The organism is Butyrivibrio sp. AE3003, from assembly GCF_000686065.1.
Taxonomy (GTDB): Bacteria; Bacillota; Clostridia; order Lachnospirales; family Lachnospiraceae; genus Butyrivibrio; species Butyrivibrio hungatei_A.
In genome coordinates, this window is the sequence record NZ_JMLX01000001.1 from 1,278,400 (window position 1) to 1,303,240 (window position 24,841).

A 24,841-nucleotide genomic window follows, 5' to 3' on the forward strand; every position below is an offset into this window, starting at 1 on the left:
CGAATTATCACGTTTATTACATAAAAAACGTGACAATAATAGAAAAAACATACTTCAATTCAGTTATTCGGAATTTCCGAACAACTGCCAAAGAACTCAATAATCTGTTTCACCGACACAGGATAAAAGTTATTTGCATCCACTCCGACATCATACCTGAGCACACCTTCGTTCCTGTTCTGCTCGTTATAATCCATTCTCGCATGTATGTGCCCATGTAGCTGAATACTTCCGCTGTTTTTCTTGGGCCATGACAGCATAGGATAATGCATAAGTGCGAAATATCTTCCATTAAGTGAAACCGTCATGAAATCTTTTATGTCTTCAAATAATGCTGGATCATATTTTTTATCATGATTCCCATTTATAAGATATTTCTTGCCCTTCATTCTAGCTATAACACTGTTGGCTTGATCGACACTCATATGGTGGCAAATATCTCCTAGAATATAGACAGTATCATCCTTACCGACAACTGCATTGTAGTTTGTAAGTAGTATCCGGTTCATATCTTCTACAGATTCAAAAGGTCTGTTCTGCATGGTTATGATGCCTTTATGCCCCAGATGTAAATCACTTGTAAAATATATCATTGGCGCCCCTTTACACTTCTATCTTCTCAAACTCCCTCGATACCGAATCAATCACTACCATCGCAGATTCGCCAATTTGCCTTCCGTCCCGATAAGTAGAAAACACATCTGTCGAGATGAATCCATTTTCCTCATATATCTTATCAACAGGAGTATGCCCTACAACCTGCGTATACATTTCTTTTCTGAAAGCATCAACATTCCTCTCATAAATTCTTTTCATAATCTTTACATATCTCTTCCAGCTTTTTAAAATCCAAAGCAGTTTTAACGTAGCCAACTTCTTCATTAGCAGCTTTTTGTTTATACAAAAGTCTTGCATTATTAGTAATTTTTGAAGCATTCTTACGTATAAATATTGCTTCAGCCTGAACTAGTGCCTTATAATCCTTATCTTCTTCATTTTCAAGGTCATACAAAATTAGTTCACTCTCAGGAACAGGAATCATATGACTAATCCTTAAAGTCCCCTTTAATTCCCTGACACCATTATTCTTTTCAATCATACGGATTATCGGAACAATGCTCTTCCTTATTCCCCTATTTCCACCAGCCATCTGATAATCAGTATCCTTTGGCGATGACATTGGCACAAAATACTTATAACCATTCATCTCTAGAACTGTTCCTATATATTTTCTTGTATGAATCCTATTCTCCACTTTATTTGAATATACGTTTGGTTCTATTATTCTCAAATAATCTATATACTCATCCGTCACACTATAAATCTTAAAATTGTCCATATTACCTCACAAAAATAAGAGGACTGCAACAACAGTCCTCTTAGAGTTTAAGCTTTCCCACTTATATGGTAGGGACTCACCCGAGTTTAAACTTCTCCACTTATATGGCAGGAGCTCTCCCGATTAATTGTATTATAGCATCAGCATCTCAAAAGTCAATTAAATGCACATATACTCTATTAAGACCATGTTTTAAAATTATAATAAAAATATTAAGCAGCTTCTTTAGTTATCAAATTCACTATCAGTAACATATTTTATGCTATCAAAAGGTATGTCACCCTCAATCAAAATCACATCTCTATACATATTTAGATTAAGAAGCTTTATTACTTCTGTTTGTGATATATAAAAATCAATTCCTGGTACATGACAGCACAATACTACTCTAGTCTTAAAAAGCTCTATTTTTCGCATCAGTTCCTCCCAGCTCTATGGGCCACAGATAATTTGCCTAACATAACAAGATACGTTATACTATCCAATGGATACTATTGTATATTATCCATTGGTTACCGTCAATAACTAAGAGGATACAAATATGACAAATCAACTTATACCTGAACGATTAAAATCAGCAAGAGAAAGCCTTGGAATATCTATGGCAGAAGCTGCCAGAAGACTGAATCTTTCTAAGATTGGATATTGCAGATACGAATATGGTGACAGAACACCTTCGCCTCAGACTGTCGAAGTAATAGCCAGAGTTTTAGGTACTTCCGTAGCTTATTTAACAGGTGAATCTGAAGACATGAAACCTGATTTTATCATGATTAGTAAAAAAGAAGCTCCTGAATTATTTGAACTAATAGAAGCCCTTTCAACTTACAATTCTGCAACACAGAAACATTTATTGGCTTATGCTCAAAAGCTTAATTCCAAACAAAAAAAATAAAGTGTTCATATCCGAACACTTTAAATTCTAATGGCATTCCAAGCTTGAATGTCTGTACCTTTTATTTTTCTTCGCTTTCTTTACTTTCACTGAGATTTATCGGAACGCTAATCCCATACACGCTCGATAATGTTGTTAGCATTACTGGATGAACCTCATAATCATTTACTAACAATTTAAGAATCTCTGGTATATCCTCAACCTTAATTATTTCAAATAGAAACTCCGTTGCATACACAATATAGTCGATGTGACTGCATTTTTCATAGAGATATTGTAAAGCTTTTTTATCTCGACTCAATCTATATTCAGACACATCCTCTCGTCTCAACAAATCGCCATAACATCTTTCAGGCTTTATATTAGGATAATCTATCTGCATCTTAAGTGACAATTCATTATATTCAATCAAAAAGATTTTATTCCTTTATAGTTCTCTTCGCTCCTAATGTGCTTATCAACACTTTGTTTTAATGACGTAAGAAGATTTTCATGAGAATGCCTATTACTATACGAAAATGCTCTACTTACTGACCTAACCTTATCAAATGATGGCGTTTCACCCATTTCATCCTGTAGTTGCTTTACTTCTTTATTAAATTCCTTTTCATGAAGTGAAAATGCTTTCTTGTAACCCGCCCCCGCCTTTGTTATATCAGATGAAGTAATTTGAAAATGCTCCACAAATCCCACCTCAGACACAAAATCTGGAAATTTACTAGGATCGTCATTGGGAATTGCTGTAAAAAACACATCTTCTACTCGTTCAATATCTTGCTCTGTCATAGCATAGAAACATTCCATCGGTCTCTTAGACAACATAATCCGATCTTCACAGTATGCTTCGAAACTAAAATTCAAAGCTTTTTCTTCAAACAATCCATTCCTTATGTACTCAAAGCAACGCTTTTCCGCTTCACCACGTGCCATTTTTATTGCTCCAATCAATTAATCATTCGATCTATTGCTTTTTCCGACATTACAATCTTGTATATAACATATCCTTTCATTCAAATCTTAATTTTTCCTCCCCTACAAGGTATATAGGGCTCCTATTATGCATCTTCATCCTCATCTTCATATTCCTCATTCTCTATTTCCAGTTCGTCCTGTCTAACTTCTTTAAACTGAACTCCAGCATCAATAAACATCTTCTTGAATGCTTCCGCCCTTCCATTAAGAAATTCAACAAAATCCTCATTGTACAAACTGTTATAAAGCTTTTCATCTATGTAATGAGCGGCCAACTTTTTCTTTAATTGTTTTTCTGTCAGATCTAATGCATTCATTATTTTATCTAAATATTCATGCGTTCTCTCATCTTGTATATAAACATTAGTATCCTTAAGAAGCCATGTATAATTAAATACAGAATTTACTAATATGTCATTATAGTTCTCCTTATATTTGGCTTTTGGAAAGATATGATGCAAATCACAGCTTTCAATATTTTCCCCCACACCTACTTTCTTATTTTTATAAAAGTCCTTTATTCCATTATTATTTAAAATAGTAAGTACTGCCTTACCAAACGCTCCATTTTTATTGTATTCAACGATTTTTTCAGTATTCCAATCCACTCCATAAGAGATCATAGCAGGAATATCATCATTAGTAATCCATTGCCTTAGATTCTTAAAATCTTCATGTATCTTTGCATTTGTACCTTCTGTATATCTAGCCGAAAGCGCTACTGTAAAGTAATATGTTTTTATTTTCTGCTCAACTGCTGCCTGCTCTGGCACACTCATATTTAAATACTTAATTCTGATCAACACTGCTGCAACAATTGGAACCATAGGAGAATATGGTAAAAGTGCTAAATTCTTTTTTGTTCCTGCTCCAAAAGAATCAAACATAATCAATGCTTGTTCTATTCCATTAATTGCATCATCCCAATGGTCAGTTATATCATCAGGGTCAAGCAGTTTAGCCAAAGCATTTGTATTGGGCTGTTTGTTTGACAATAAAGCTACAACTTGAAGAACCATAGTTGCATCTTTATCAATCATCTTCTTCACAATAGAGTGGTTCTCAATAGCTTCACTCACTCTTTGTTTTAAATTAATACCCTTAGGCATAAACACAGCAACGCAAATATCGAACACTGATAGCTTTAATCCCGTGGTATTTATGGTCTGGAACACTTTACAAACGGCTTCCATCGATGAACTTTCCGGAAGCTTAACTACAGGAAACTGATAGTCTAATATATTATCTACAATGTCCTGAAATGTATAATTTAAAAAATTACAGATTTCTGATTTTGAAGCATCCGTCTGAATCAAATTTACATAGCTCTTAATCTGATCTCTCATGGTAGATCTATCAGCTAAAAATGAAATTGGAAATAAACCATTCTCCAGTTCTGAGGCTGGATTCGAGTTATGGCGCTTATTAACTATCAATGTTTCAAAATCAAAATCTTCCACACCATCTTTTTGTAATTTCATCAACTCCTTATAATTTATATAATAAGAATAATAGCCTAAATTATTGAATACATGATAACATGATGTCATTCTCTGCTGTCCATCAAGAACAAGCATTTCCGGTTTCTCTGTGAATTTTTGTGGATCTGCAAGCTTAAATTCTTGAGGCGGTATAAGAGGATCATCTTTATTTACTTCTAAAAAAAGAAGCGACCCCGCAGGGTACCCATGTTGAATAGAATTAATAAGTGACTTGATTTTTGCAGGATTCCATTTAAAATCACGTTGAAAACAAGGTAATCTGTATTTTCCGCTCTGAATTCTTGCATTAAACTCTTGTATCTTTACATCCTCATGCCCAAAACCTGCCATATCAAAAGCCTCCATTATAATTTCATCTAGAATAGTTATTGTTTTACCAACAATCTTCATACGCATTATTAACTAATTATATCCCACTTAAGCTCAGCATAAAAGTTTTTACTGTAATATGATAATCCGCACCATTCATTTCATAAAAATATTAGTATAATAACAATCTAGAAAATGTCACACACTCTCACAAAAAAAATAGACAGTGCCTACAGTTACAATATCTTCTCTACCCGTCAACTGACGGAAATGCAGCTATTTACACCTATTTCGCTTCATTCGCGCAAAAGTAGTTTTTAGTAGTCTCAAATTATGCTAACCTGCATAATTCCGCGTTTTTCTAAATCTTTCACCTCTTTTCCTCCATATGTGATTACATACAGAAAGAATTTTATATAACATCAAAAAGGTGGATCAATTTTTAAGATAAATCAATAGCTATCGTTAAACTGAATTCATTTTCAAAATCATGGAGTACCGCCGTCTCAACCTTCTCGTAGTTCAGTTTCCCTACACTTTTAAAATGGCATAAAAATAACGGTGCCACTCTGCCTGCTAACACTTTTTAACGTTAGCTGCAAAGCGCACCGTTGAGGCATCTGCGTTATTCTATTCAACTGTGTTCACTGCTTAGTAAGCAGAACCACCGTCTCAACATGGCTCGTCCAGGGGAATTGATCGTGAGCGACAGCCCTGGTCATGACGTATCCATTCTCCTGAAGTATCTCAAGGTCTCGTGCAAGGCTTGTAGGCTTGCACGAAACGTAAATAATATATGGCACGCCGTAGCCGATAATCTTGGTGAGTGCCTTAGGATTGATTCCGTCGCGGGGCGGATCGAGAATAATAAGATCGGGCTTTTCTTCGATCTCATCAAGGACTTTGAGCACATCACCTGCGATGAAGTGGCAATTGTCCAGATGGTTGAGCCGCGCGTTCTCTTTGGCAGCCTCAACAGCTTCCTCGACAATCTCGACACCGATAACCTTGTTGGCAACGGGTGCAAGAAGCTGGGCAATTGTGCCGGTTCCGGAGTACAGGTCAAAGATAACCCCATCGTTTCCGATCTTGCCCTGATCGTACAAGCTCTTGATATATCCGCGGACAGTCTTGTACAGAACTTCCGCGCTCAGGCTGTTCGTCTGAAAGAACGAAAACGGACTGATCTTAAATTTAAGTCCCAAAAGGTACTCATAGAAATAATCCTGACCGAAAAGAATCTCGGTACCCTCGTCTATAACCGCATCCGCAAGACTGTCATTCTTAGTATGAAGAATGCCCACAATCCTGCCGTTTAAGCTAAGATTAAGAAGTGCGTCCTTAAATCCCTCAAGATTGTGTTCTTCCTTTGTCGTAGTGATAAGATCGACAAGAATATCTCCCGTCTTTACGGCACGTCTCACAAGCAGGTGCCTCAAATAGCCTTCCTGCTTCATTCTGTGATAAAAAGATATTTCCTTCCTCTCATACATGGGAGTGAAATAATCAAGCGTAGCGCTCAGAATTGCCTTGTAATCATCGTCAACAATACGGCATCCCGAGACAGTCACGATGTCATAAAAACTTCCTTTTTTGTGCATACCAAGACAAAGAGGTCCGCCTACGACTTCATCACCGAAGCTGAACTCCATCTTATTTCTGTATGCAAATTTTACGGGGCTGGTCTTTATGCCTTCCCAGGTAACTTTTGAGCTCTGTCTCTCAATGGCAGGCTTAAGTATACTTCTGACCTGCTGTTCCTTGAGTCCGAGCTGCTTTACGTAAGGCATGGTAAGATAACTACAGCCTCCGCATTTCCCGAAATGGATGCAGGGGCTTTCAACGTAGTCCGGAGATTCTTCCAAAACTTCGAGAAGTCTTCCCTCAGCTCTGTCTTTTCTCACTTTTTGAATTTGTACAGAGACCTTCTGATCGGGAAGGACGCCCTTAACGACGACCTTTCCCTCCGGGGTCTCAATTATTCCCTTATTGGGAAATTCCACTCTTTTAACTGTTCCTGATATAACTTCTTTTTTCTTCACGGCCTGTTCTTAGCTTTCTCTCATAAATTCTTCATCATCGAAATCATCGTCGAAGTCATCAAAATCGTCATCATAGAAATCGTCTTCGTATGCCGGTGTCATATAGCGATACACCAGATAAGCGATGATTGCAACTGCAGATACTGAACCGATAACTGCAAGCACCCAAAGAATCACGTTGGAAGGCTTCTTGGCATTTGCAGCCGCTCTCTTGTCGAGAAGTTCGTTAATTCGTGTCATTTCAATAATATCGTCAATCTTAGATTTCACTTCCATAAGTGACCCCTTTCTCATAAAAAAATTATTCAAAACACATAACATGCAAGCATGTACGTATTATGGACTTTTATACCCTATATCATTCAGTATACCACAATACCACACCTTATTCAGATTTTCTTCAGCTTGGCAAATGCCGCATACATGATTTTCTGTCCGCATTCATCAAAATTAACGGTAACCTTATAGTCTCTTGGTCCCTGTTCAAGCGAAGTAACAACGCCGACGCCATACTTTATATGACTGACCTTATCTCCCACGCCGTACTCAGGCTTTCCGCCCGTTGTAGGCATTCCCTTGGAAAGACCTGCAAGAGAACCTCTTGCATAAGTCTTCGCCGCAGATGCGATATAAGGCTTTTCTGACGGAACAGCCCTTTTCTCCTTCTTAGGCGGCTTAGGCACTGCCTTTATCCTGTATGTATTTGCAAGCTCCGACCTTCCGACAACATGCTTGCCCGAAGAACCTGCGCCAAATTCCTTGGCATAAGACGCCTTGATCCCGGAATTTGAACTTCCGAAAGTATCTTCAACACTCTCATAATCATCGATCGTATCACCGTCATCGAAAAGAAATTCCGGCTTACTCTCGGCACCCGATCTTTCGATCATCGTATAAGGAATCTCGGAAATAAATCTGCTGAGACGATTAAACTGCGTCTCTCCGCGAACCATCCTTCTCTTTGCTGCAGTGAGTGTCAAATGCCTCTTGGCTCTTGTAATTCCAACATAGCAAAGTCTTCTCTCTTCCTCGATACCCTCAGGATCCGCATCCTCGGTAGCAAGTGCCATATATGAAGGGAAAACTCCCTCTTCCATTCCGGCAAGATATACGTGCTCAAACTCAAGTCCCTTGGCACTGTGAAGAGTCATAAGAAGAACTTTCTCATTGTCCTCACCAATCCTGTCTATATCCGCAACAAGAGCAACCTCTTCAAGGAATCCCGAAAGAGTAGGTTCCTCTTCCTCCATATTTTCCTCATACGCAGCTATCTTGGAAATAAGCTCGTCCACGTTCTGCGCCCTGTCATTGTCTTCATTCTCATCGTCATCCAAAGTCTTAAGATAATCCATATACCCTATGACATCGATAACATCCTTTAAGAGCTCCTCAAGCGAATAAGTCTTCATCTTGGTTCTGAACGCTCTTATCATTGTAACAAAGTCACTAAGCTTACTTACGCTCCTCGAAACAGCCATTATCTGGTCCGCTTCGCAAAGAGCATCATAAAAGCTTATCTGCCTCTCATCGGCATAAGCCTGAACATAATCCACAGTGGTCTGACCGATGCCCCTCTTGGGAACATTGATGATTCTTCTTACCGCAACATCATCAAGACCGTTATCAATCGTTTTAAGGTATGCCAAAAGATCTTTTATCTCGCGTCTTGCATAGAAATTCGTTCCGCCTACTATATCATAAGGAATTCCTTCAACGACAAAACGCTCTTCTATAAGTCGTGACTGGGCATTTGTCCTATACAGGATTGCCGTATCACTGTAGTTAAGCTTCCCGTTTCTCTTAAGCTTACCAATGTCGCTCGCAATAAATTCAGCTTCATCATAAGCTGTATCAAACTGCTTTAATTTAACGATATCGCCGTCTTTAATTTCAGTCCAAAGAGCTTTCTCCTTGCGACCTCCGTTATTGCTGATAACCGCATTTGCTGCATCAAGGATCTGCTGCGTCGACCTGTAGTTCTGCTCTAATTTAATGACAACGGCGTCTTTATAAACCTTCTCAAAATCAAGAATATTCCTAATATTAGCGCCTCTGAAGCGATAGATACTCTGATCGTCGTCACCTACAACGCAAAGGTTTCTGTATTTATCGGCAAGTACACGGATAAGCTCAAACTGTGCATTGTTTGTATCCTGATACTCATCGACCATTATGTACTTAAAGCGCTCCTGATAACTGTCAAGAACATCCGGATTTGTCTTAAAGAGTTCGACCGTCTTCATGATAAGATCGTCAAAATCCATCGCATTGTTCTTTTTAAGAGCGTTTTGATACTCAGTGTATGCCTTGGATATCCTGACTTTAATAAAGTCATTCTGCGTATTGAGAGCATATTCCTCAGGCGTAACAAGATTGTCCTTGCATGTGGATATGCTTCCCATGATTCTCTTAAGCTTAAGCTGAGTGGTCTCGAGCTGATACTTTTTGCAGATATCCTTCATAAGGCTCTTGGAATCATCCGTATCATAGATTGTAAAATTGTTCCCGAAGCCGATCCTGTCAGCGTATCTTCTGAGTATCTTAACGCAGCTTGAATGGAAAGTTGAAACCCAGATGCTCTCTGCGCCAAAGCCGACAATCTTATCGACCCTTTCTCTCATCTCTCCCGCTGCCTTATTTGTAAATGTGATTGCCATGATATTCCAGGGATTTACTCCGCACTCATCAATAAGATAAGCAACCCTGTGAGTCAAAACCCTGGTCTTACCCGATCCTGCTCCCGCAAGAATAAGCACAGGGCCGTCTGTCTGAAGAACAGCCTTTTTCTGCTGTGAATTAAGTGTATCGTATATTCCCATCTATAAATAAATCCTTACTTCTTTTTCTTTTCCTTTGGAGTTTTCTCTTTATCCTTGGATTCTTTGTCCATGGTGTTGTCTATTATCTTCTCGATCAGAAGCTTTTTTACATATACATCGTATGAAAGAAGAATAATAAAAGAAAACATCTGCATCCTTTTCTCTTCTTCTTCGGAAAGTCCTGCATCATCAAATGTCTCAAGCGATCTCTCGTACTTTTTCTTAAGATCTTCTATAACAGGTTCAAGTTCCTCTTCCTGAAGCGCAAAAGCACGCTCATAGATACTTCCGAGATTAAGCTCATCATCGCTTACATGAAATCTTTCTTTTAAAGGTTCAAGCAAAGTCTGTATGTCGTTTATCGACAAGATATTTTTAAGATAATAAATAAAAATAAGCAAAATGATATGATCTTTTGAATACTTCTTCCTAATGGGAGGCGGCAAAAGATCGTTCTTTGCATAGTTATTTATCATTGTCTTAGTAAGTATCTTATCCGTGTCGGGATGACGTGTTGACCTCTTAAGACGCTCATCCATAAATGTGGTGAGCTGATCCATATACAGGTCAATATTTGGGATGTCATCCAGCGAAATAGCATTTATTCTGCCAAGTGACGCTATCACACTGTTGATAAGGTCGTCATTATCTATAGTCATTATTTGTTCCTCATGCCTTTAATAAAGCTTTTTTCTCAAGAGCCATCTGTTTCATTTCACGTGCATTTAAAAGAGTCGCCTCGGTGAGTTCATCGCCTCCGAGAAGCCTTCCAAGTTCCTTCTCCGACAGCTTTTCGGAAAGAGCGTAAATGGATGTGACCGTCCTTCCACCGTCAAGTCCCTTTTCAATCATATAATGTGTATCCGCCATTGCCGCAATCTGCGGAAGATGCGTGATACAGATTATCTGATGATTTGCTGAAAGTTCTCCGAGCTTTTGTGACACCTTCCATGCCGTTCTTCCGCTTATACCCGCGTCAATCTCATCAAAGATGAGCGTGCTGATATCATCTCTGTCCGCAACAACAGTCTTAAGCGCAAGCATGATCCTAGAAAGCTCACCGCCGCTCGCTATCTGATCAAGCGGTCTGAGCGCTTCTCCGGGATTGGTAGATATCATGAACTGAGCCTCATCATAGCCCTTTGAAGAAATCTTATCGTCGCTGCTCTCTATATCTATCTCGAATCTGACATCAAGGAAATTCAGGTCGATAAGCGCTTCCTTCAGTTTCTCCTGAAGACTCTTTGCGCCTTCCCTTCTTACCTTTGATATCTTTTCGCAAAGCTCTTTTACCTTGTCAAAACTCTCTTCATAATCCTTCTTAAGTCTGTCTCTGTGCGCATCAAGATCTGATATCGCCTTAAGCCTCTCCTCTTTTTCTTCAAGGCTCTTTAAGACCTGCTCAATGCTTCCGCCGTATTTATCCTTAAGATGATTTATTATGTTTAATCTGTCTTCCGTAGTCCTGAACTCTTCGTCGTCGAACTCAAGCCCGTCAAGATAGCCTGAAAGAGCATGATTAAAGTCGGTCAAAAGATTCTCCACATCCGAAAGTTGGGATAAAAGACCTTCCAGCTCGCTGTCATACGAAACAACGGATGTAAGTTCTCTTACAGCCCTTCCGACAGCATCCGAAGCACTCTCTTCCATTTCTCCCGATCCCGTAAGATTAAGAGCAATATTCGCAGCCTCTGATATCTTACGCCCGTTTACCATTTTCCTATAGGCAGTCTCAAGCTTCTCATCCTCGCCGATAACCGGCTCGGCCTCTGATATCTCTTTTACCTCATACTCAAGAAGTTCGGTCTCACGAAGTCTGGTATTTTCATCAATATCGGTCTCCGAAAGTTTCTTCTCAAGCTCCTTCATTTTGGAATATTCTTCTGAAAGAAGCTCAAAAAGTCCGTTCAGATCGTCCAAGCAATAATTATCAAGTATCTCTATATGCTTTTTCTTGTGAAGTAGTTCCTGATGGTCGTTTTGCCCGTGAATGTTTATAAGAATATTTGAAATGTCTTTGAGCTGCTTGGCTGTGACAGTTTCGCCGGATACTTTTGAAGTACTCCTGCCCTGCATGATCTTTCTCTGAATAACAAGTGTCCCGTCTTCCTCCACGGGAATCTCAAGTTCTTCCAGGAGTTTCCTCTGAAGATCGTTCTCTACGCCAAACACAAGCTCAACAAGTGCATATTCTTCGCCTGTTCTTATAAGTGAAGGATCCGCCTTTGCGCCAAGAGCAAGATTGACAGATCCGATGACAACAGACTTACCCGCACCTGTTTCTCCGGTCAAAATATTAAGCCCTTTGGAAAACTCAATTTCCTGTTCTTTGATAAGGGCAAGGTTCTTTACATGTAAACTATATAACATATTTCCCCACTCTGTGTTATTGCTGCATCATTTCATGAAGTCTTTCCATGACATTCATTGCTTCCGCTTTGCTCTTTATTGCGATCATAATGGTATCATCGCCCGCGATACATCCGACTATCTCCTTAAACTCCAATGAATCTATAGCCGTAGCAAGTGCCATAGCCATTCCGGAAACAGTCTTTACAACAAGGAGATTCTCCGCAACATCCATGCTCAAAAATCCGGCTCTCAAAACGCTGACATACTTGCTCTGCATAACTTCAGGTCCGGCAGTCGTATATACATATTTGGAAATACCTTCTTCGTTTACCTGCTTGGTAAGCTTAAGTTTCCTGATATCTCTTGAGACAGTAGCCTGCGTAACCTTGTATCCCTCCTGATTTAAAAGAGATACCAGCTGTTCCTGCGTCTCTACCACGTTTTTAGCAATGACTTCGATAATCTTATCTTGTCTGTTCTTTTTCATCGTCGGACAATCATCCCCCAATCTCTTTTTTATTACATACTGAATTTTTTACCCAGAACTTCCAAAAAGCTTACTCTGTTAAATTTAACAATCTTGGTTATCTTCTTTGATTTATTGATCACCATCTTATCTCCGGCATTAAGCTCGATTGCTCCGCTGCCGTCATAAGCAGCGACCACCTTGGGATTGCGTTTGCCGCGTCCCGGAAGGAGTTCAACTTCAATCTTTGCATCTGCCGAAAGCACCATACTTCTCGAATTGAGCGTATGCGGACATATTGGTGTTAAAAGAATCATATTAGCCGAGGGCTCCACAATAGGGCCTCCTGCTGACATATTATATCCTGTAGAACCGGTCGGAGTCGAGATGATAATTCCATCGGCATGGTAGCTGTAAAGCAAAAGGTCATTTACATAAATATTGTAATCTATGGCCTGTATATCCGAAGCCCTGCTTATTACAATGTCATTCAGAGCATAATCTTTTCTGTCTCCTATGACACCACGAAGCATCATCCTGTCTTCAACATAATAATCGCCTGCCAAAAAACGTGACATAGCCTCGTCAATGCCGCTCTTTTCAACTTCGGCAAGATATCCCAAAGTTCCGAGATTGACACCCAGAAGCGGTATATCCTGAAACGCAACGCTTCTTGCCGCTTGGAGCATGGTTCCGTCTCCTCCGAGAACAATACAGCAATCCGTATCTTCAGGAATATAACTCATAAATTCTCTGCCGATGGCATTTGATTCTTTTGAAAGCCCGGTGGCACAATCCGCTACAACGCACTGTTTACCGTGACTAATAAGATAGTCCTTGATATGACCGGTAACTTCAAGGTTCAGGTCTTTACTCTTATTCGTAACAATACAAAACCGTTCCATATCTTCTCCCGCCGCATAACTTGATGACTTAATTGTCTAATTTGCCATGCGCCCTCATGACAGTCTCGGAAATAAGCTTCTCCATCTCAGGAGTATGTGAGAATCCATCTCCTCTTACTTCTGTCTCTTTTAAGATTTTTTCACCCTCTGCCTCCGTAAGTTCCATAACTCTCTCATCGGCATCGGGATTTTTTCTTATATGTATAAGATACTCAATATTTCCCTCAGGTCCCTTTATAGGGGAAAAATCAAGATGCAAAACTTCAAATCCCGCTATATCCACAAAATCCGTGATCCTGTGAACCACTTCTTCGTGTACCTTAGGCTCTCTTACAACACCTTTTTTACCGACTTTTTCCTTTCCTGCTTCAAACTGGGGCTTAATAAGGCATACCATTTCGCCCCCGTCTTTCAGAAGCTTTCTGGCAGGAAGAAGTATCTTCGTAAGTGAGATAAAAGAAACATCACATGACGCAAAATCAAGATCGTCATCAATATCGTTTCTTACCATATATCTGAAATTGGTCTTCTCCATGCAAACGACTCTGTCATCGCTTCTAAGCTTCCAGTCAAGCTGTCCGTGTCCGACATCTACGGAATACACCTTGCTGGCGCCGTTCTGGAGCATACAATCCGTAAAGCCGCCTGTAGAAGCACCTATATCCATGCAGATCTTCTTTTCCAAAGAAAATCCGAAATTATTGACTGCTTTCTCAAGCTTCAGTCCGCCTCTGCTGACGTAAGGAAGAGTATCACCCTTTACTTCAAGAGTCTTTATCTTGCTCTCCTCAAAGGTGGTTCCGGGCTTATCCTCCCTCTGTCCGTTTACAAAAACGTCACCTGCCATTATAAGTGTTTTTGCTTTTTCTCTGGAAACGGCAAGTCCTCTGTTTACAAGAAGGACATCCAGTCTTTCCTTTTCTTTTGCCATATATCATTACCTGTGCAATTCATTCATAATTCTTTCTGCGATAGAATCTGCATCTATCTTAAGCTCACTTCTGAGCTTGTCGACACTTCCGTGTGTAACGAACTGATCGGGGATCGCAATATTAAGCACACTCGCATCAATTCTGTTTGTATCGACATATTCTCTGACTTTCTCACCAAAGCCGCCTGTAAGGACATTTTCCTCCATTGTGACAAAGAGCTTGTGGCTGTGTGAAGCCGCCTTGATGTAATCAGTATCTATAGGCTTGTAAAAGCGTGCATTTACAAGACTGCAGTTAAGCCCTCTGTCTTTAAGGATCTTACGCACTTCCTCGCCTATCTTTACCATAGATCCGAGTGCAAGAAGACAGATGTCTTTCTCTTCATAAAGTGGTTCGCACTTACCAAGCTTTACGGGTGCCCTGAAATCTTTGAGCCCGTCGTAAGCATTTCCTCTCGGATATCTGACTGCGATCGGCATATCAAAATCTACCGCAAACTTAAGCATATCCGAAAGCTCCCATTTATTCTTGGGCGCCATTATGTGCATATTCGGCATCGATGAAAGGAATGCGACATCAAAAATACCCTGGTGGGTCTCTCCGTCGCTTCCGACAAGTCCCGCTCTGTCAATTGCAAAGACAACCGGGAGTTTCTGAAGACATACATCCTCAAGTATCTGGTCATACGCTCTCTGAAGGAATGATGAATAAACCGCAAATACAGGCTTATATCCTCCTGCTGCCATTCCTGCCGCAAATGTTACCGCATGTTCCTCTGCAATTCCCGCATCGATAAATCTGTCGGGATACATGTTTCTGAATCTCTTAAGTCCGGTTCCGTCCGCCATTGCCGCAGTGATTGCTGCAACCTTGGCATTTCTCGCACCGAGCTTACACATTACAGTGCTGAAAATGTCCTGATAATTGGCTGTGGTTCTGGGATTTCTCGGAAGTCCGTTCTCAACGATAAACGGTTCTGTTCCGTGGAATCTTGCAGGATGTCTCTCTGCAGGACCGTATCCCATACCTTTCTTGGTCATAACGTGTATCATAACCGCTTTCTTGACCTTTTTAGCCTCTTTTATGGTCTTCTCAAGGCTTGCGACGTTATGTCCGTCTACGGGGCCCAGATAAGTAATTCCAAGGTTCTCAAATACCATTCCCGGTACAAAGAGCTGTTTGAAACTGTTCTTAGCCCTTCTGATACCGTTTACAACCTTGTGATTACTGCTAAGCTGTGCATAAATATCCTCTTTGAGGTTAAGATATCCGTCTGCCGTACGAACGCTGTTGAGGTATTTCTTCATTCCTCCGACGCTCTCCGAAATGGACATCTCATTGTCATTTAAGATAATGATAAAGTTTGTCTCAAGTTTTGATGCGTTATTGAGCGCTTCATAGGCAAGTCCGCCCGTAAGCGATCCATCGCCGATAACAGACACAACGGTATAATCCTCTCCCATAAGGTCTCTTGCCTTTACCATACCAAGTCCGGCCGATATGGAAGTCGAACTGTGTCCCGTATCAAAACAGTCTGTGCTGCTCTCACATCTTTTGGGAAATCCGCTGAGTCCCCCAAACTGCCTGAGTGTATCAAATTTATCTTTTCTACCGGTAAGAATCTTATGTGTATATGCCTGATGGCCTACATCCCATATAATCTTGTCCTTTGGAAGGTCAAGTGCCAAATGAAGTGCCATTGTAAGTTCAACCGCACCCAGATTGGACGCAAGATGTCCACCTGTTTTTGAGATGCTCTCGATCAAAAAATGGCGTATTTCCCCTGCTAGTTCCTGATATCTCTGCTGGGGTATTTTCTTTATATCACCGGTTTTATTTATTAGTTCAAGTAACATAACATATCATTTCCTTCTGTGGATCAGAGAATCAAACAGATTACCCAAAAAAGAATCCTCAAATCCCTGTTTTTTCAAAATCTCCTCTGCCATTTCAGACAGTTCTTTTACCTTTGCCGATGCAGCCTCCATGCCGTTAAGGCTTACATACGTGCTCTTATTGTTCTTCTCATCGGAGCCCACAGGCTTTCCAATCTCTTCCTGATCTCCGATTATATCAAGAATATCATCCTGAATCTGGAATGCTATTCCGACGCAGCTTCCGGCTTTCTCCATAGCTGCAACGGAATCCTTTGAGGCTCCGCCCAGGATTGCGCCGACCATAAGACTGCTCTCAATAAGCGCTGCAGTTTTATTTTCGTCTATATATGAAAGTATATCACTCATCTCGTCTTTTGGAACACCGGTCGCATTCTCAGCCATTATATCCGCACACTGACCGCCGACCATTCCATATATTCCGGCCTTTTTTGACAAGACTTTAAGCGCTGCAAAATATCTGTTGTCTGTATCTCCGTCATAAGAGGATAGCTTTTCCCCTGCAACTGCGCCGTTTATCGCTGTCTCAAAAGCAAAGTTGAGCAGCGCATCGCCCGCAAGCGTTGCCATTCCCGCGCCATATACGGCGTGTGTTGTCTTTCTTCCCCTTCTGTATTCATCGTTATCCATTGCAGGAAGATCGTCATGTACAAGAGAATACGTATGTATCATCTCCATTGACGCCATGAAAGGCTCTACCACCGCCTCATCGGCATCTTCACCTGCAAAAAGTTTATATGATTCAAGCATCATGACAGGTCTGAGTCTCTTTCCGCCTGCCAAAAGACTGTAATTCATAGCCTCGATTACTTTCTTTGCATATCCTTCTTCTTTCGGAAGAAACTTCTTTAATATCTCTTCCACATGCTCAGCTCTCTTTGAAAGCTCGGCATTAAAATCATTTTGTGACATTAATCAAAATCCTCCAGACTGCCATCCGTTGCAATTTTCTGTACTTTTTTCTCTACGCTCTCGATCATCTCATGGCACTGCTTTATAAGTGTCATTCCTTCCTGATATTCTTTAAAAGAATCATCAAGAGATATATCATCTTTTTCAAGCGCCTGTATCTTTTCTTCTATCTTGGAAAAAGCTTCCTCGACAGATATGTTGTTTTTTTCTTTCTGTTCCTTTTTGGCAGCCATAAAACATCTCCCTGTTATATGTTACTTCTGTCTATAGCGGTAGTTTCTGTAGCCTCCGCCTTTATAACTCCGTCGGTTACATATATTGATAATTCATCGCCTTTTTTTACCTGATTAATGCTGCGAACATTCTTACCGTTTTCATCCGCTGTGTACGAATATCCTCCCATAAGCCTTTCAAGCGGCGACAAACCCTTTAATTTCTGTGCATCGACCATGAATCTGTTACGCGCTTCCATGATTTTTCTGTCCATGAGAGTCTGAATCGCATCCTGCAACTTATCCATTCTGAGAAGCTTTTCCTTTATTCTGCCCATCGGACTTAAGTGCCTTAAACTGTCGGCGTACTTTGCCTCTTTTAGCTTAAGTGTACCGATTACCCTGTTCATACTCTTTTGCAGCGTATAAGAATAGTCTTCGAGATCCTGCACAAATCTTCTATACTCAAACACTGCAATCTCAGCTGCCGCTGAAGGTGTAGGTGCTCTTCTGTCCGCCACGTAATCGGCTATTGTTGTATCAGTTTCATGTCCGACTGCTGAAATGATTGGAACAGGGCAATTAAATATTGCTTCCGCAACAATTTCCTCATTAAAAGCCCATAAATCTTCGATAGAACCTCCGCCACGTCCGACAATGATAACATCAGTCTGCATTTCCGATAAAGTCTCGATTCCTCTGACTATGCTCTCGGCAGCCTGATCTCCCTGTACGATGGCAGGATAAAGAATAATCTGAATATGTGGATTTCTGCGGGTGGCAACATTGATAATATCCCGCACAGCCGCTCCCGTAGAAGCAGTAACTACGCCAAGAGTTTTTATATATGTCGGAATGGGCTGCTTGTATTCATCAGCAAACATTCCGGATTCCGCCAATCTCTTCTTTAACTCTTCATATTTCTCAAAAAGAGCTCCTTCGCCGTCAAGTTCGATATTTCTGGCATAGAGCTGATATTTGCCATCTCTTTCATATACATCAACAGTTCCGGAAACTTTGACCTGCTGCCCTTCCTTCATCTGAAACTTAAGGCCGCCCCTGTCTCTGTCTCCGCGAAACATTACACAAGAAATGGCACCACCCGAATCCTTCATCGTAAAATAGATGTGTCCCGAAGAGTGGTACCTGCAATTACTGATCTCCCCTTTGACTGTGATTGATCTCAAAAGGAAATCCTGAGTAAACATGTTCTTTATATAGGCATTAACTTGTGTGACTGTATATTCACTCCGCAAATTTAGCTAACACTCCATTCACAAAGGCGGGTGAACCGTCCTGTCCAAACTTCTTTGCAAGTTCAACTGCCTCATTGATAGCAACTCCGGTAGGAACAGAATCATCGTGCTTAATCTCGTATACGGCAAGCCTTATTATTGTAAGCTCAACCTTGGCCATACGATCTGTGTCCCAGCCCTTTGTCTTCTCATTGATAGCCTTGTCGATATCATCGAGTTTCTCGGCTATCTTCTCATATTTTTCTCTGATATAATCAGCATCTTGTTTGGAAAAATCGTCGTCACTTGTTGAGGTAAAAAGCTCCTCCTGTTCAGGCATTTCTTCCATAGGGTTAAATTCAACACGAAAGAGCAGTTTAAATACCTGCTCTCTCAGTAAGCTTCTGTTCATCATTCTTCTCTCACTCTGATATTTTTTATGCTTTTGGCATTGTAATGCCGGCAATCCTAACATTTACGTCAGTAACTTCAAGACCTGTCATGTTCTCAATAGCTGTCTGAACACGAGTCTGAGCCTGCTGACATGTAGCAGGAATATTGTATCCGTAAGACATCATAAGGGAAAGATCAACTTTCACCTGAGTCTGTCCCACTACAACCTTGGCTCCCTTCGCAAGATTTTTGCGACTTACCTTTTCAAGTACATCGCTTGTATAATTACCTGCCATGGCGGATACACCGTCAACTTCAAGAGCTGCAAGGGCTGCTATTCTGGCTAAAACGTCATCGGCAATCTTTACTGCTCCGATTTCCGCAAGTTCTTTTCCCATATTACTTTCACCTCATATTAAGTCTTTCTACATAGTATACCACACTTCTCAGTTAAATAAATAATTTCCTACGATATTAAAGCACAGAAAAACATTGTTGGCATTAACGATATTACCGCTAATACCAACAATGTTATAGTTTACCTGTCACAACCAGAAAATAATTGTCTTGGTTTCTTCAAATGTCGTATAACGAACATTTTTCTTGTTATCTTTGTCGTAACCGCCTCTGAGATAATCAAATACGGCTCCTTTAGATACCAATTTATCCAATAACAGATTATATACATCTTCCGTTGCGCATTTTATCGTAACATTTTCGCTTCCTTCACTGTAGCGTCTGTCAAACAGTTCTCTGACATGTTCAAGATCGTCATTATTAAAATAGGCGCCTTCTCTCACATAGTAGTTGTCCTCCATGCTATTACATTCAGGAAGTGCAATAACATCCGAAAACTTATGATTGCTCAATATATTCTCTGTTGTAACACAAAGATATTCGTAATTTACTCTCGGAAGGTTTGTAACATTTTCACTATCGCTACTTACCGTCTGATATGAAGAATCACCCCATGTAGTGTCAATATAATAATATTTTCCATTACATTGCACCAGATTCCACGAGTGTTTTGCATCTGAAGTTGTTCTTGTATCTACCGTTCCGGAAACAGTTATGCACTCAATACCAAGCTTATTCAGCAAATACTGCGTAGCCTTGGCATATCCGCTACATACACTCTCTCCTCCGATAAATACAGAGCAAATATTCTGGTTATCAGGCGCTCCGGACACATAGTCCGTTTTCGCGATAATATACTCATAAATATACTTGATCTTTAAATAATCATCGTCGGATGAAGGTGCACCCGAAATGCACTCATTCACGTATTTATCAATCTTTTTCTTTCTTTGGGCAACTTCCTTAAGGTCATAGGTATATTGACCCGAAAAAGCCATTTTCTCAGTGACATCACCAACAGTATACCTTTTAAAAGAATAGCCTTCCACCCAGAATATTTCAGGATGGTCGATCATCAGATAATTAAAAACTATATCTATTGCCTGTTCACTTGTTGTGGAAACATATACCTCTTCGGACTCTTTTGTAAGAACCAGATACAGTTCGGCATAAAGAGTTCTGCCCGCCTCGGTAAGCTTGTCATAAGCATAGTTTCCTTCCTGCTCTTTCATAACCTTTTTTAAATTTTCATCGGTAAGTCCCGCTGCTTCACGAACTTTTTTTACATCACCGTCCGTGTCCGTATCAAAGAACTTTTTGTAGAATGATGAAAAGTCGAAGTTTTCAGGGTCTTTTATCTTACTGGATATCCCTGAATCCAAAGAATCACTACCTTCTTCCGCTGCTTCGTCGGCGGCCTCTTTATCCTCTGAAGCAGTTTCATCTGACTCTAGAAATGTCGAATCGTCATAATCGTAATCCGACAGATCAAATGTTTTCAGTAATTCATCAATGTCAAAATACTCACAACCACACAAAAATGTAGATGCTATAGCAACCGTGGCAATAACCACAACCATTTTTGCATGTATGCCTTTAAACTTTATCTTATTAACCAAGATATTTTTCAAAATGTCCCCTCACCTACGCCATATTATTCTGCTTTAATTAAGCCAGATGGCAATAGTATTACTATCTTCGAAAAGCGTATATGAAAGCTTCTTATCACCCTGAAGGTAATCATATACAGCTCCATCTTTTATAAGCTGTTCATACAGTGAATTATATGTATCCTTAGATTCACATTTTACTGTAACATTATCGCTTCCCGATTCATATTCCTGTGCGAAAATTTCTTCCACCTGAGTGAGATTCGGGCTTTCCATGTAACGGTTTTCCCTTACATAGTAGCTATCCTTTGTACTTGTACAATCAGGATAATCAATTCTGTCAGAAAGCTTGTGATTGACACTCATTGCTGCTTCTGTAGCGCACAGATAATCATAATTGATTCTGGGCCTTCCATCGCGTGAAGTTATTCCTGTATCTCCCCAGGTTGTATCCATGTAATAATAATCACCGTTACATCTTACAAGGTTCCACGCATGAAGTCCAGGACTTCCGGATCCGTTATCAGCCATTCCTGTAACGTATGTACACTTAATTCCAAGTTTATTAAGCAAATACTGCGAAGCTCTTGCATATCCGCTACAAACTGTCTTTCCGTTAAGGAATACAGAGCAAATATTCTGATTGTCAGGAGCTCTGAGATCATACTCAGTATTAGCTATTAGATAGTCATAAATATATTTTACGACAAAATATTCATCTTCAGTTGAAGGTGCACCTGCAAGGCATGTATCGATATATCCCTGCATCTTTGCCTGCCTATTTGCAACTTCATTTAAATCATATGTATAAACTCCTGTAAAAGCAAGCTTATCAATTCCTCCGTTATTTGTAAAATGTTTTACATAACGGTAGCCGTTCACCCAGAATATCTCCGGATGATCCATCATTAGATAATCAAAAGCGAGCTGTATTGCATTTGGATCTCTTGTAGAAACAAATATTTCATTTGCCTCTTTATTGATAATCTGAAGAAGTTCAACATAAAGAGTCTTTCCCGCATCACTTAATCTGCTGTATGCGTAATAACCTTCCTGCTGCTTCTTAAGCTCGTCAATGCTTGCATCGGTAATTCCTGCAGCTTCACGATTCTTTCTTGTATAATCATCGTCAAAGCCTCTGTATGAAGCTTCATACGCTGCATCCATCTTAGGTCTTCCGTCATCCGGAAGCGGTTCGCCACCATTCTGGTCGCTGACATTGCCCTTGGAATCGTCAGGCTTATCTGAGCTATCCTCATTGTTTGCACTGTCAGTGTCTTCTTTATTGGCCTCATCATTTTTATCAGTGTCTTGTTCACTGTCAGTGTTTTCTGTAGAATCTCTGTTCGGATCGCAATCCTTATTTTGATCGGTATCTTTCTTCCTATCGTCACCGGTATCTTTTTCTTTGTCTTTGTCACATTCTGTGCTCTGATCACCGGCATCATCCTTGTTACAATCTTTGTCTTTGTTACAGTCGCTGTCTTTATCACAGGTACTGCCGTCATTGCAATCATTGTTATTGCAATCTTTGTCTTTGTTGCAGTCAAAATTAAGATCTAAATCGGAAAACTTATCATCATCAGAATCATCTTTCTTCCCCTCGTCAGAATTATCTTTAGATGAATCATCGAGCTGATTCAGGAGATCACTTATATCTTCCAGATCATCCGTAGATATATCATTCTCGTCAAGAATCTTTGAAATATCAATGTCTTTATCTGTGTCGATATCTTCAAGCAGGTCATAATATGCTTCCATATCACTGTAATCACATCCACATAAAGACATTGATGTTGCTGCTACAATTCCGAACACTGTTGCGTATCTTAATAATTTGCAACTTATTTCTTTCGTCCATATTAAGTTTTTCTTAACTATTAAATCATAATTTTCCTCATTTTTTCTCTTTCCTCTTAAGCGTATCCTCAATAAATTACCCCCGTTGTGTTGCTTGTACTACTTAGTTTCTCTTAAATTCTGAAAGTTTTAATCCCTCATTTCTTTCCATTGTCATTCCAACACTCCATTCGTTAACAAATAAAAGGAGTGGTCTGTCATGCATATCTTTTATCTTTTTCATGTCAGAAGTGCCGATAATAGAGGCCATATCTATGTTATCGTTGTCCACCCATCTGATGTGTTCGTATGGAAGATTTTCTAGAATGATATCTACATTGTACTCGCTTTGTAACCTAAATTTCAAGACATCAAATTGAAGAATTCCTACAACTCCAACAATTATTTCTTCCAAACCCGTGTTAAACTCTTGAAATATCTGGATTGCACCCTCTTGAGCAATTTGTGAAATTCCTTTAACAAATTGTTTACGTTTCATTGTGTCGACCTGACGAACTCGTGCAAAATGTTCCGGAGCGAATGTTGGGATACCCTGATAAACAACATTATCCTTAGGCATGCAAACAGTATCTCCGATAGCAAATATACCCGGATCGAATACGCCCATGATATCTCCGGCATATGCCTCGCTAAGAATTTTTCTCTCGTCAGCCATAAGCTGCTGAGGCTGTGAAAGGCGCATAACCTTTCCACTCTGGACATGCTTAACTTCCTTATTTGCATCATATCTTCCCGAACAGATTCTCATAAATGCCACTCTGTCTCTGTGAGCTTTATTCATATTGGCCTGAATCTTAAATACAAATGCAGTAAAGTCTCTTTCAAGCGGATCGATCATTTCGCCGTCTGCAGACGAACGTCCCATAGGAGGAGTAGCCATCTTAAGGAAATGATGCAAAAAAAGTTCAACACCGAAGTTCTGAAGAGCAGATCCGAAGAATACGGGGGTAAGTTCTCCCTTTCTGACTCTCTCAAGGTCATATTCAGCTCCTGCCCCATCCAAAAGCTCAATCTCACCCTGAAGTTTCTCAAATGCATCGTTTCCGACAAGTGATTCTATTCCTGCCTTATCGGTAAGATCTATAATTGTCTCCTTGCCTTCTTTTGTACCCTTCTGGGTATCTGAGAAAGTAACGATATGTCCTTCTCTTCTATCATATATTCCCTTGAAGTTCTTACCTGAACCGATTGGCCAGTTCATAGGGCAAGTTGCGATTCCAAGGTTATTCTCGATATCATCGAGAAGATCGAATGTATCCATTGCATCACGGTCAAGCTTGTTGATAAAAGTAAAGATCGGAATATGGCTCATAGCGCAGACTTTGAAGAGTTTTCTTGTCTGTGCCTCAACACCCTTACTTGCATCAATTACCATAACAGCAGAATCCGCAGCCATAAGTGTTCTGTATGTATCCTCAGAGAAATCCTGGTGGCCCGGTGTATCAAGAATGTTTATGCAACATCCCTCATAATTAAACTGAAGTACGGAAGAAGTAACAGAAATACCACGCTGTTTCTCGATTTCCATCCAGTCAGATACGGCATGTCTGGCAGTTGCTTTTCCCTTAACGCTTCCCGCCATATTGATCGCACCACCGTAGAGAAGGAATTTCTCCGTAAGTGTTGTCTTACCTGCGTCAGGGTGGGAAATAATCGCAAATGTACGTCTCTTGTTTATCTCATTGATTGTTTCTTTTGTATTGCTCATCTTTTCCTCTACTCAACATGAGGTCGGCATGAATTAACATCCCGACCTCATAAATCTGTTTATTCTATAGTTTCTTTTTACAAGGACATAAGGAGGTTCTGCTCTCGCACGAAGTGCTCGCCAGAA

At 40.2% G+C, this 24,841-nt stretch carries 25 protein-coding genes; 1 reads left to right on the forward strand and 24 read right to left on the reverse strand.

Features of this window, described 5'->3' with window-relative positions:
• Positions 1-59: 59 nt before the first annotated feature.
• From CD00_RS0106115 to CD00_RS0106130, 4 genes are all read right to left on the reverse strand, one after another.
• Positions 60-593, reverse strand: a complete 534-nt coding sequence (locus tag CD00_RS0106115) for a metallophosphoesterase (protein ID WP_026524191.1) — start codon at positions 591-593, stop codon at positions 60-62.
• A 10-nt stretch (positions 594-603) separates the two neighbouring features.
• Entirely contained in the window at positions 604-816 is a 213-nt protein-coding gene (locus CD00_RS0106120) for a hypothetical protein (RefSeq protein ID WP_026655150.1), read from the reverse strand.
• Positions 800-1,339, reverse strand: coding sequence for a type III toxin-antitoxin system ToxN/AbiQ family toxin (locus CD00_RS0106125; protein WP_026655151.1), 540 nt, complete (start codon positions 1,337-1,339; stop codon positions 800-802). The genes CD00_RS0106120 and CD00_RS0106125 overlap by 17 nt, the downstream gene beginning before the upstream one ends.
• A 225-nt stretch (positions 1,340-1,564) precedes the next feature.
• Positions 1,565-1,756 (reverse strand): hypothetical protein, encoded by a 192-nt coding sequence (locus CD00_RS0106130; protein WP_026655152.1) that lies wholly within the window; start codon positions 1,754-1,756, stop codon positions 1,565-1,567.
• A 124-nt stretch (positions 1,757-1,880) separates the two neighbouring features.
• On the opposite strand from CD00_RS0106130, the gene CD00_RS0106135 reads away from it, so the two are divergent.
• Positions 1,881-2,234: a helix-turn-helix domain-containing protein gene (locus CD00_RS0106135; protein ID WP_026655153.1), complete on the forward strand. Its 354-nt coding sequence runs from the start codon at positions 1,881-1,883 to the stop codon at positions 2,232-2,234.
• 61 nt (positions 2,235-2,295) lie between these two features.
• On the opposite strand, the gene CD00_RS0106140 is transcribed toward CD00_RS0106135, so the two are convergent.
• The 20 genes from CD00_RS0106140 to CD00_RS0106235 all read right to left on the reverse strand — a co-directional run bounded on the left by CD00_RS0106140 (position 2,296) and on the right by CD00_RS0106235 (position 24,715).
• The gene (locus tag CD00_RS0106140; protein WP_207640456.1) at positions 2,296-2,616 is read right to left on the reverse strand and encodes a hypothetical protein; all 321 of its coding nucleotides are present in this window, start codon (positions 2,614-2,616) and stop codon (positions 2,296-2,298) included.
• 26 nt (positions 2,617-2,642) lie between these two features.
• Positions 2,643-3,164, reverse strand: coding sequence for a hypothetical protein (locus CD00_RS0106145; protein ID WP_026655155.1), 522 nt, complete (start codon positions 3,162-3,164; stop codon positions 2,643-2,645).
• A 125-nt stretch (positions 3,165-3,289) separates the two neighbouring features.
• A complete protein-coding gene (locus CD00_RS0106150) occupies positions 3,290-5,098 on the reverse strand; it encodes a DUF262 domain-containing protein (RefSeq protein WP_207640457.1) in 1,809 nt (602 codons plus the stop codon).
• Positions 5,099-5,661: 563 nt separating this feature from the next.
• Positions 5,662-7,059, reverse strand: a complete 1,398-nt coding sequence (gene rlmD / locus CD00_RS0106155) for a 23S rRNA (uracil(1939)-C(5))-methyltransferase RlmD (protein WP_026655157.1) — start codon at positions 7,057-7,059, stop codon at positions 5,662-5,664.
• 9 nt (positions 7,060-7,068) lie between these two features.
• Positions 7,069-7,335: a hypothetical protein gene (locus CD00_RS0106160; RefSeq protein WP_051594103.1), complete on the reverse strand. Its 267-nt coding sequence runs from the start codon at positions 7,333-7,335 to the stop codon at positions 7,069-7,071.
• A gap of 113 nt (positions 7,336-7,448) precedes the next feature.
• The gene (locus CD00_RS0106165; protein WP_026655160.1) at positions 7,449-9,878 is read right to left on the reverse strand and encodes an ATP-dependent helicase; all 2,430 of its coding nucleotides are present in this window, start codon (positions 9,876-9,878) and stop codon (positions 7,449-7,451) included.
• Positions 9,879-9,892: 14 nt separating this feature from the next.
• Positions 9,893-10,537, reverse strand: a complete 645-nt coding sequence (locus CD00_RS0106170) for a DUF1836 domain-containing protein (RefSeq protein ID WP_026655161.1) — start codon at positions 10,535-10,537, stop codon at positions 9,893-9,895.
• A 10-nt stretch (positions 10,538-10,547) separates the two neighbouring features.
• Complete coding sequence (gene recN, locus CD00_RS0106175; protein WP_026655162.1) at positions 10,548-12,248, reverse strand: DNA repair protein RecN; 1,701 nt, start codon at positions 12,246-12,248, stop codon at positions 10,548-10,550.
• Between the two features lie 16 nt (positions 12,249-12,264).
• Positions 12,265-12,717 carry an arginine repressor gene (gene argR / locus CD00_RS0106180; protein ID WP_026655163.1) on the reverse strand — a complete coding sequence of 151 codons (453 nt, stop codon included), beginning with the start codon at positions 12,715-12,717 and terminating at the stop codon, positions 12,265-12,267.
• A gap of 32 nt (positions 12,718-12,749) precedes the next feature.
• Entirely contained in the window at positions 12,750-13,601 is an 852-nt protein-coding gene (locus CD00_RS0106185) for an NAD(+)/NADH kinase (protein ID WP_026655164.1), read from the reverse strand.
• A gap of 28 nt (positions 13,602-13,629) precedes the next feature.
• On the reverse strand, positions 13,630-14,532 hold the full coding sequence (locus CD00_RS0106190; protein ID WP_026655165.1) for a TlyA family RNA methyltransferase: 903 nt from the start codon (positions 14,530-14,532) through the stop codon (positions 13,630-13,632).
• Between the two features lie 6 nt (positions 14,533-14,538).
• Complete coding sequence (gene dxs, locus CD00_RS0106195) at positions 14,539-16,389, reverse strand: 1-deoxy-D-xylulose-5-phosphate synthase (protein WP_026655166.1); 1,851 nt, start codon at positions 16,387-16,389, stop codon at positions 14,539-14,541.
• Between the two features lie 6 nt (positions 16,390-16,395).
• A complete protein-coding gene (locus tag CD00_RS0106200) occupies positions 16,396-17,340 on the reverse strand; it encodes a polyprenyl synthetase family protein (RefSeq protein ID WP_026655168.1) in 945 nt (314 codons plus the stop codon).
• On the reverse strand, positions 17,340-17,573 hold the full coding sequence (gene xseB, locus CD00_RS0106205; protein ID WP_026655169.1) for an exodeoxyribonuclease VII small subunit: 234 nt from the start codon (positions 17,571-17,573) through the stop codon (positions 17,340-17,342). Before xseB ends, CD00_RS0106200 begins: the two co-directional genes overlap by 1 nt.
• 14 nt (positions 17,574-17,587) lie before the next feature.
• A complete protein-coding gene (xseA, locus tag CD00_RS0106210) occupies positions 17,588-18,808 on the reverse strand; it encodes an exodeoxyribonuclease VII large subunit (protein ID WP_026655170.1) in 1,221 nt (406 codons plus the stop codon).
• Positions 18,798-19,199 carry a transcription antitermination factor NusB gene (gene nusB, locus CD00_RS0106215; protein WP_026514247.1) on the reverse strand — a complete coding sequence of 134 codons (402 nt, stop codon included), beginning with the start codon at positions 19,197-19,199 and terminating at the stop codon, positions 18,798-18,800. The genes xseA and nusB overlap by 11 nt, the downstream gene beginning before the upstream one ends.
• A 25-nt stretch (positions 19,200-19,224) precedes the next feature.
• Positions 19,225-19,578, reverse strand: coding sequence for an Asp23/Gls24 family envelope stress response protein (locus CD00_RS0106220; RefSeq protein WP_026655171.1), 354 nt, complete (start codon positions 19,576-19,578; stop codon positions 19,225-19,227).
• Between the two features lie 147 nt (positions 19,579-19,725).
• Positions 19,726-21,168: a transglutaminase domain-containing protein gene (locus CD00_RS0106225; protein WP_026655172.1), complete on the reverse strand. Its 1,443-nt coding sequence runs from the start codon at positions 21,166-21,168 to the stop codon at positions 19,726-19,728.
• 33 nt (positions 21,169-21,201) lie between these two features.
• A complete protein-coding gene (locus CD00_RS19200) occupies positions 21,202-23,079 on the reverse strand; it encodes a transglutaminase domain-containing protein (protein WP_026655173.1) in 1,878 nt (625 codons plus the stop codon).
• 31 nt (positions 23,080-23,110) lie between these two features.
• Positions 23,111-24,715 (reverse strand): peptide chain release factor 3, encoded by a 1,605-nt coding sequence (locus CD00_RS0106235; RefSeq protein ID WP_026655174.1) that lies wholly within the window; start codon positions 24,713-24,715, stop codon positions 23,111-23,113.
• Positions 24,716-24,841: the final 126 nt, after the last annotated feature.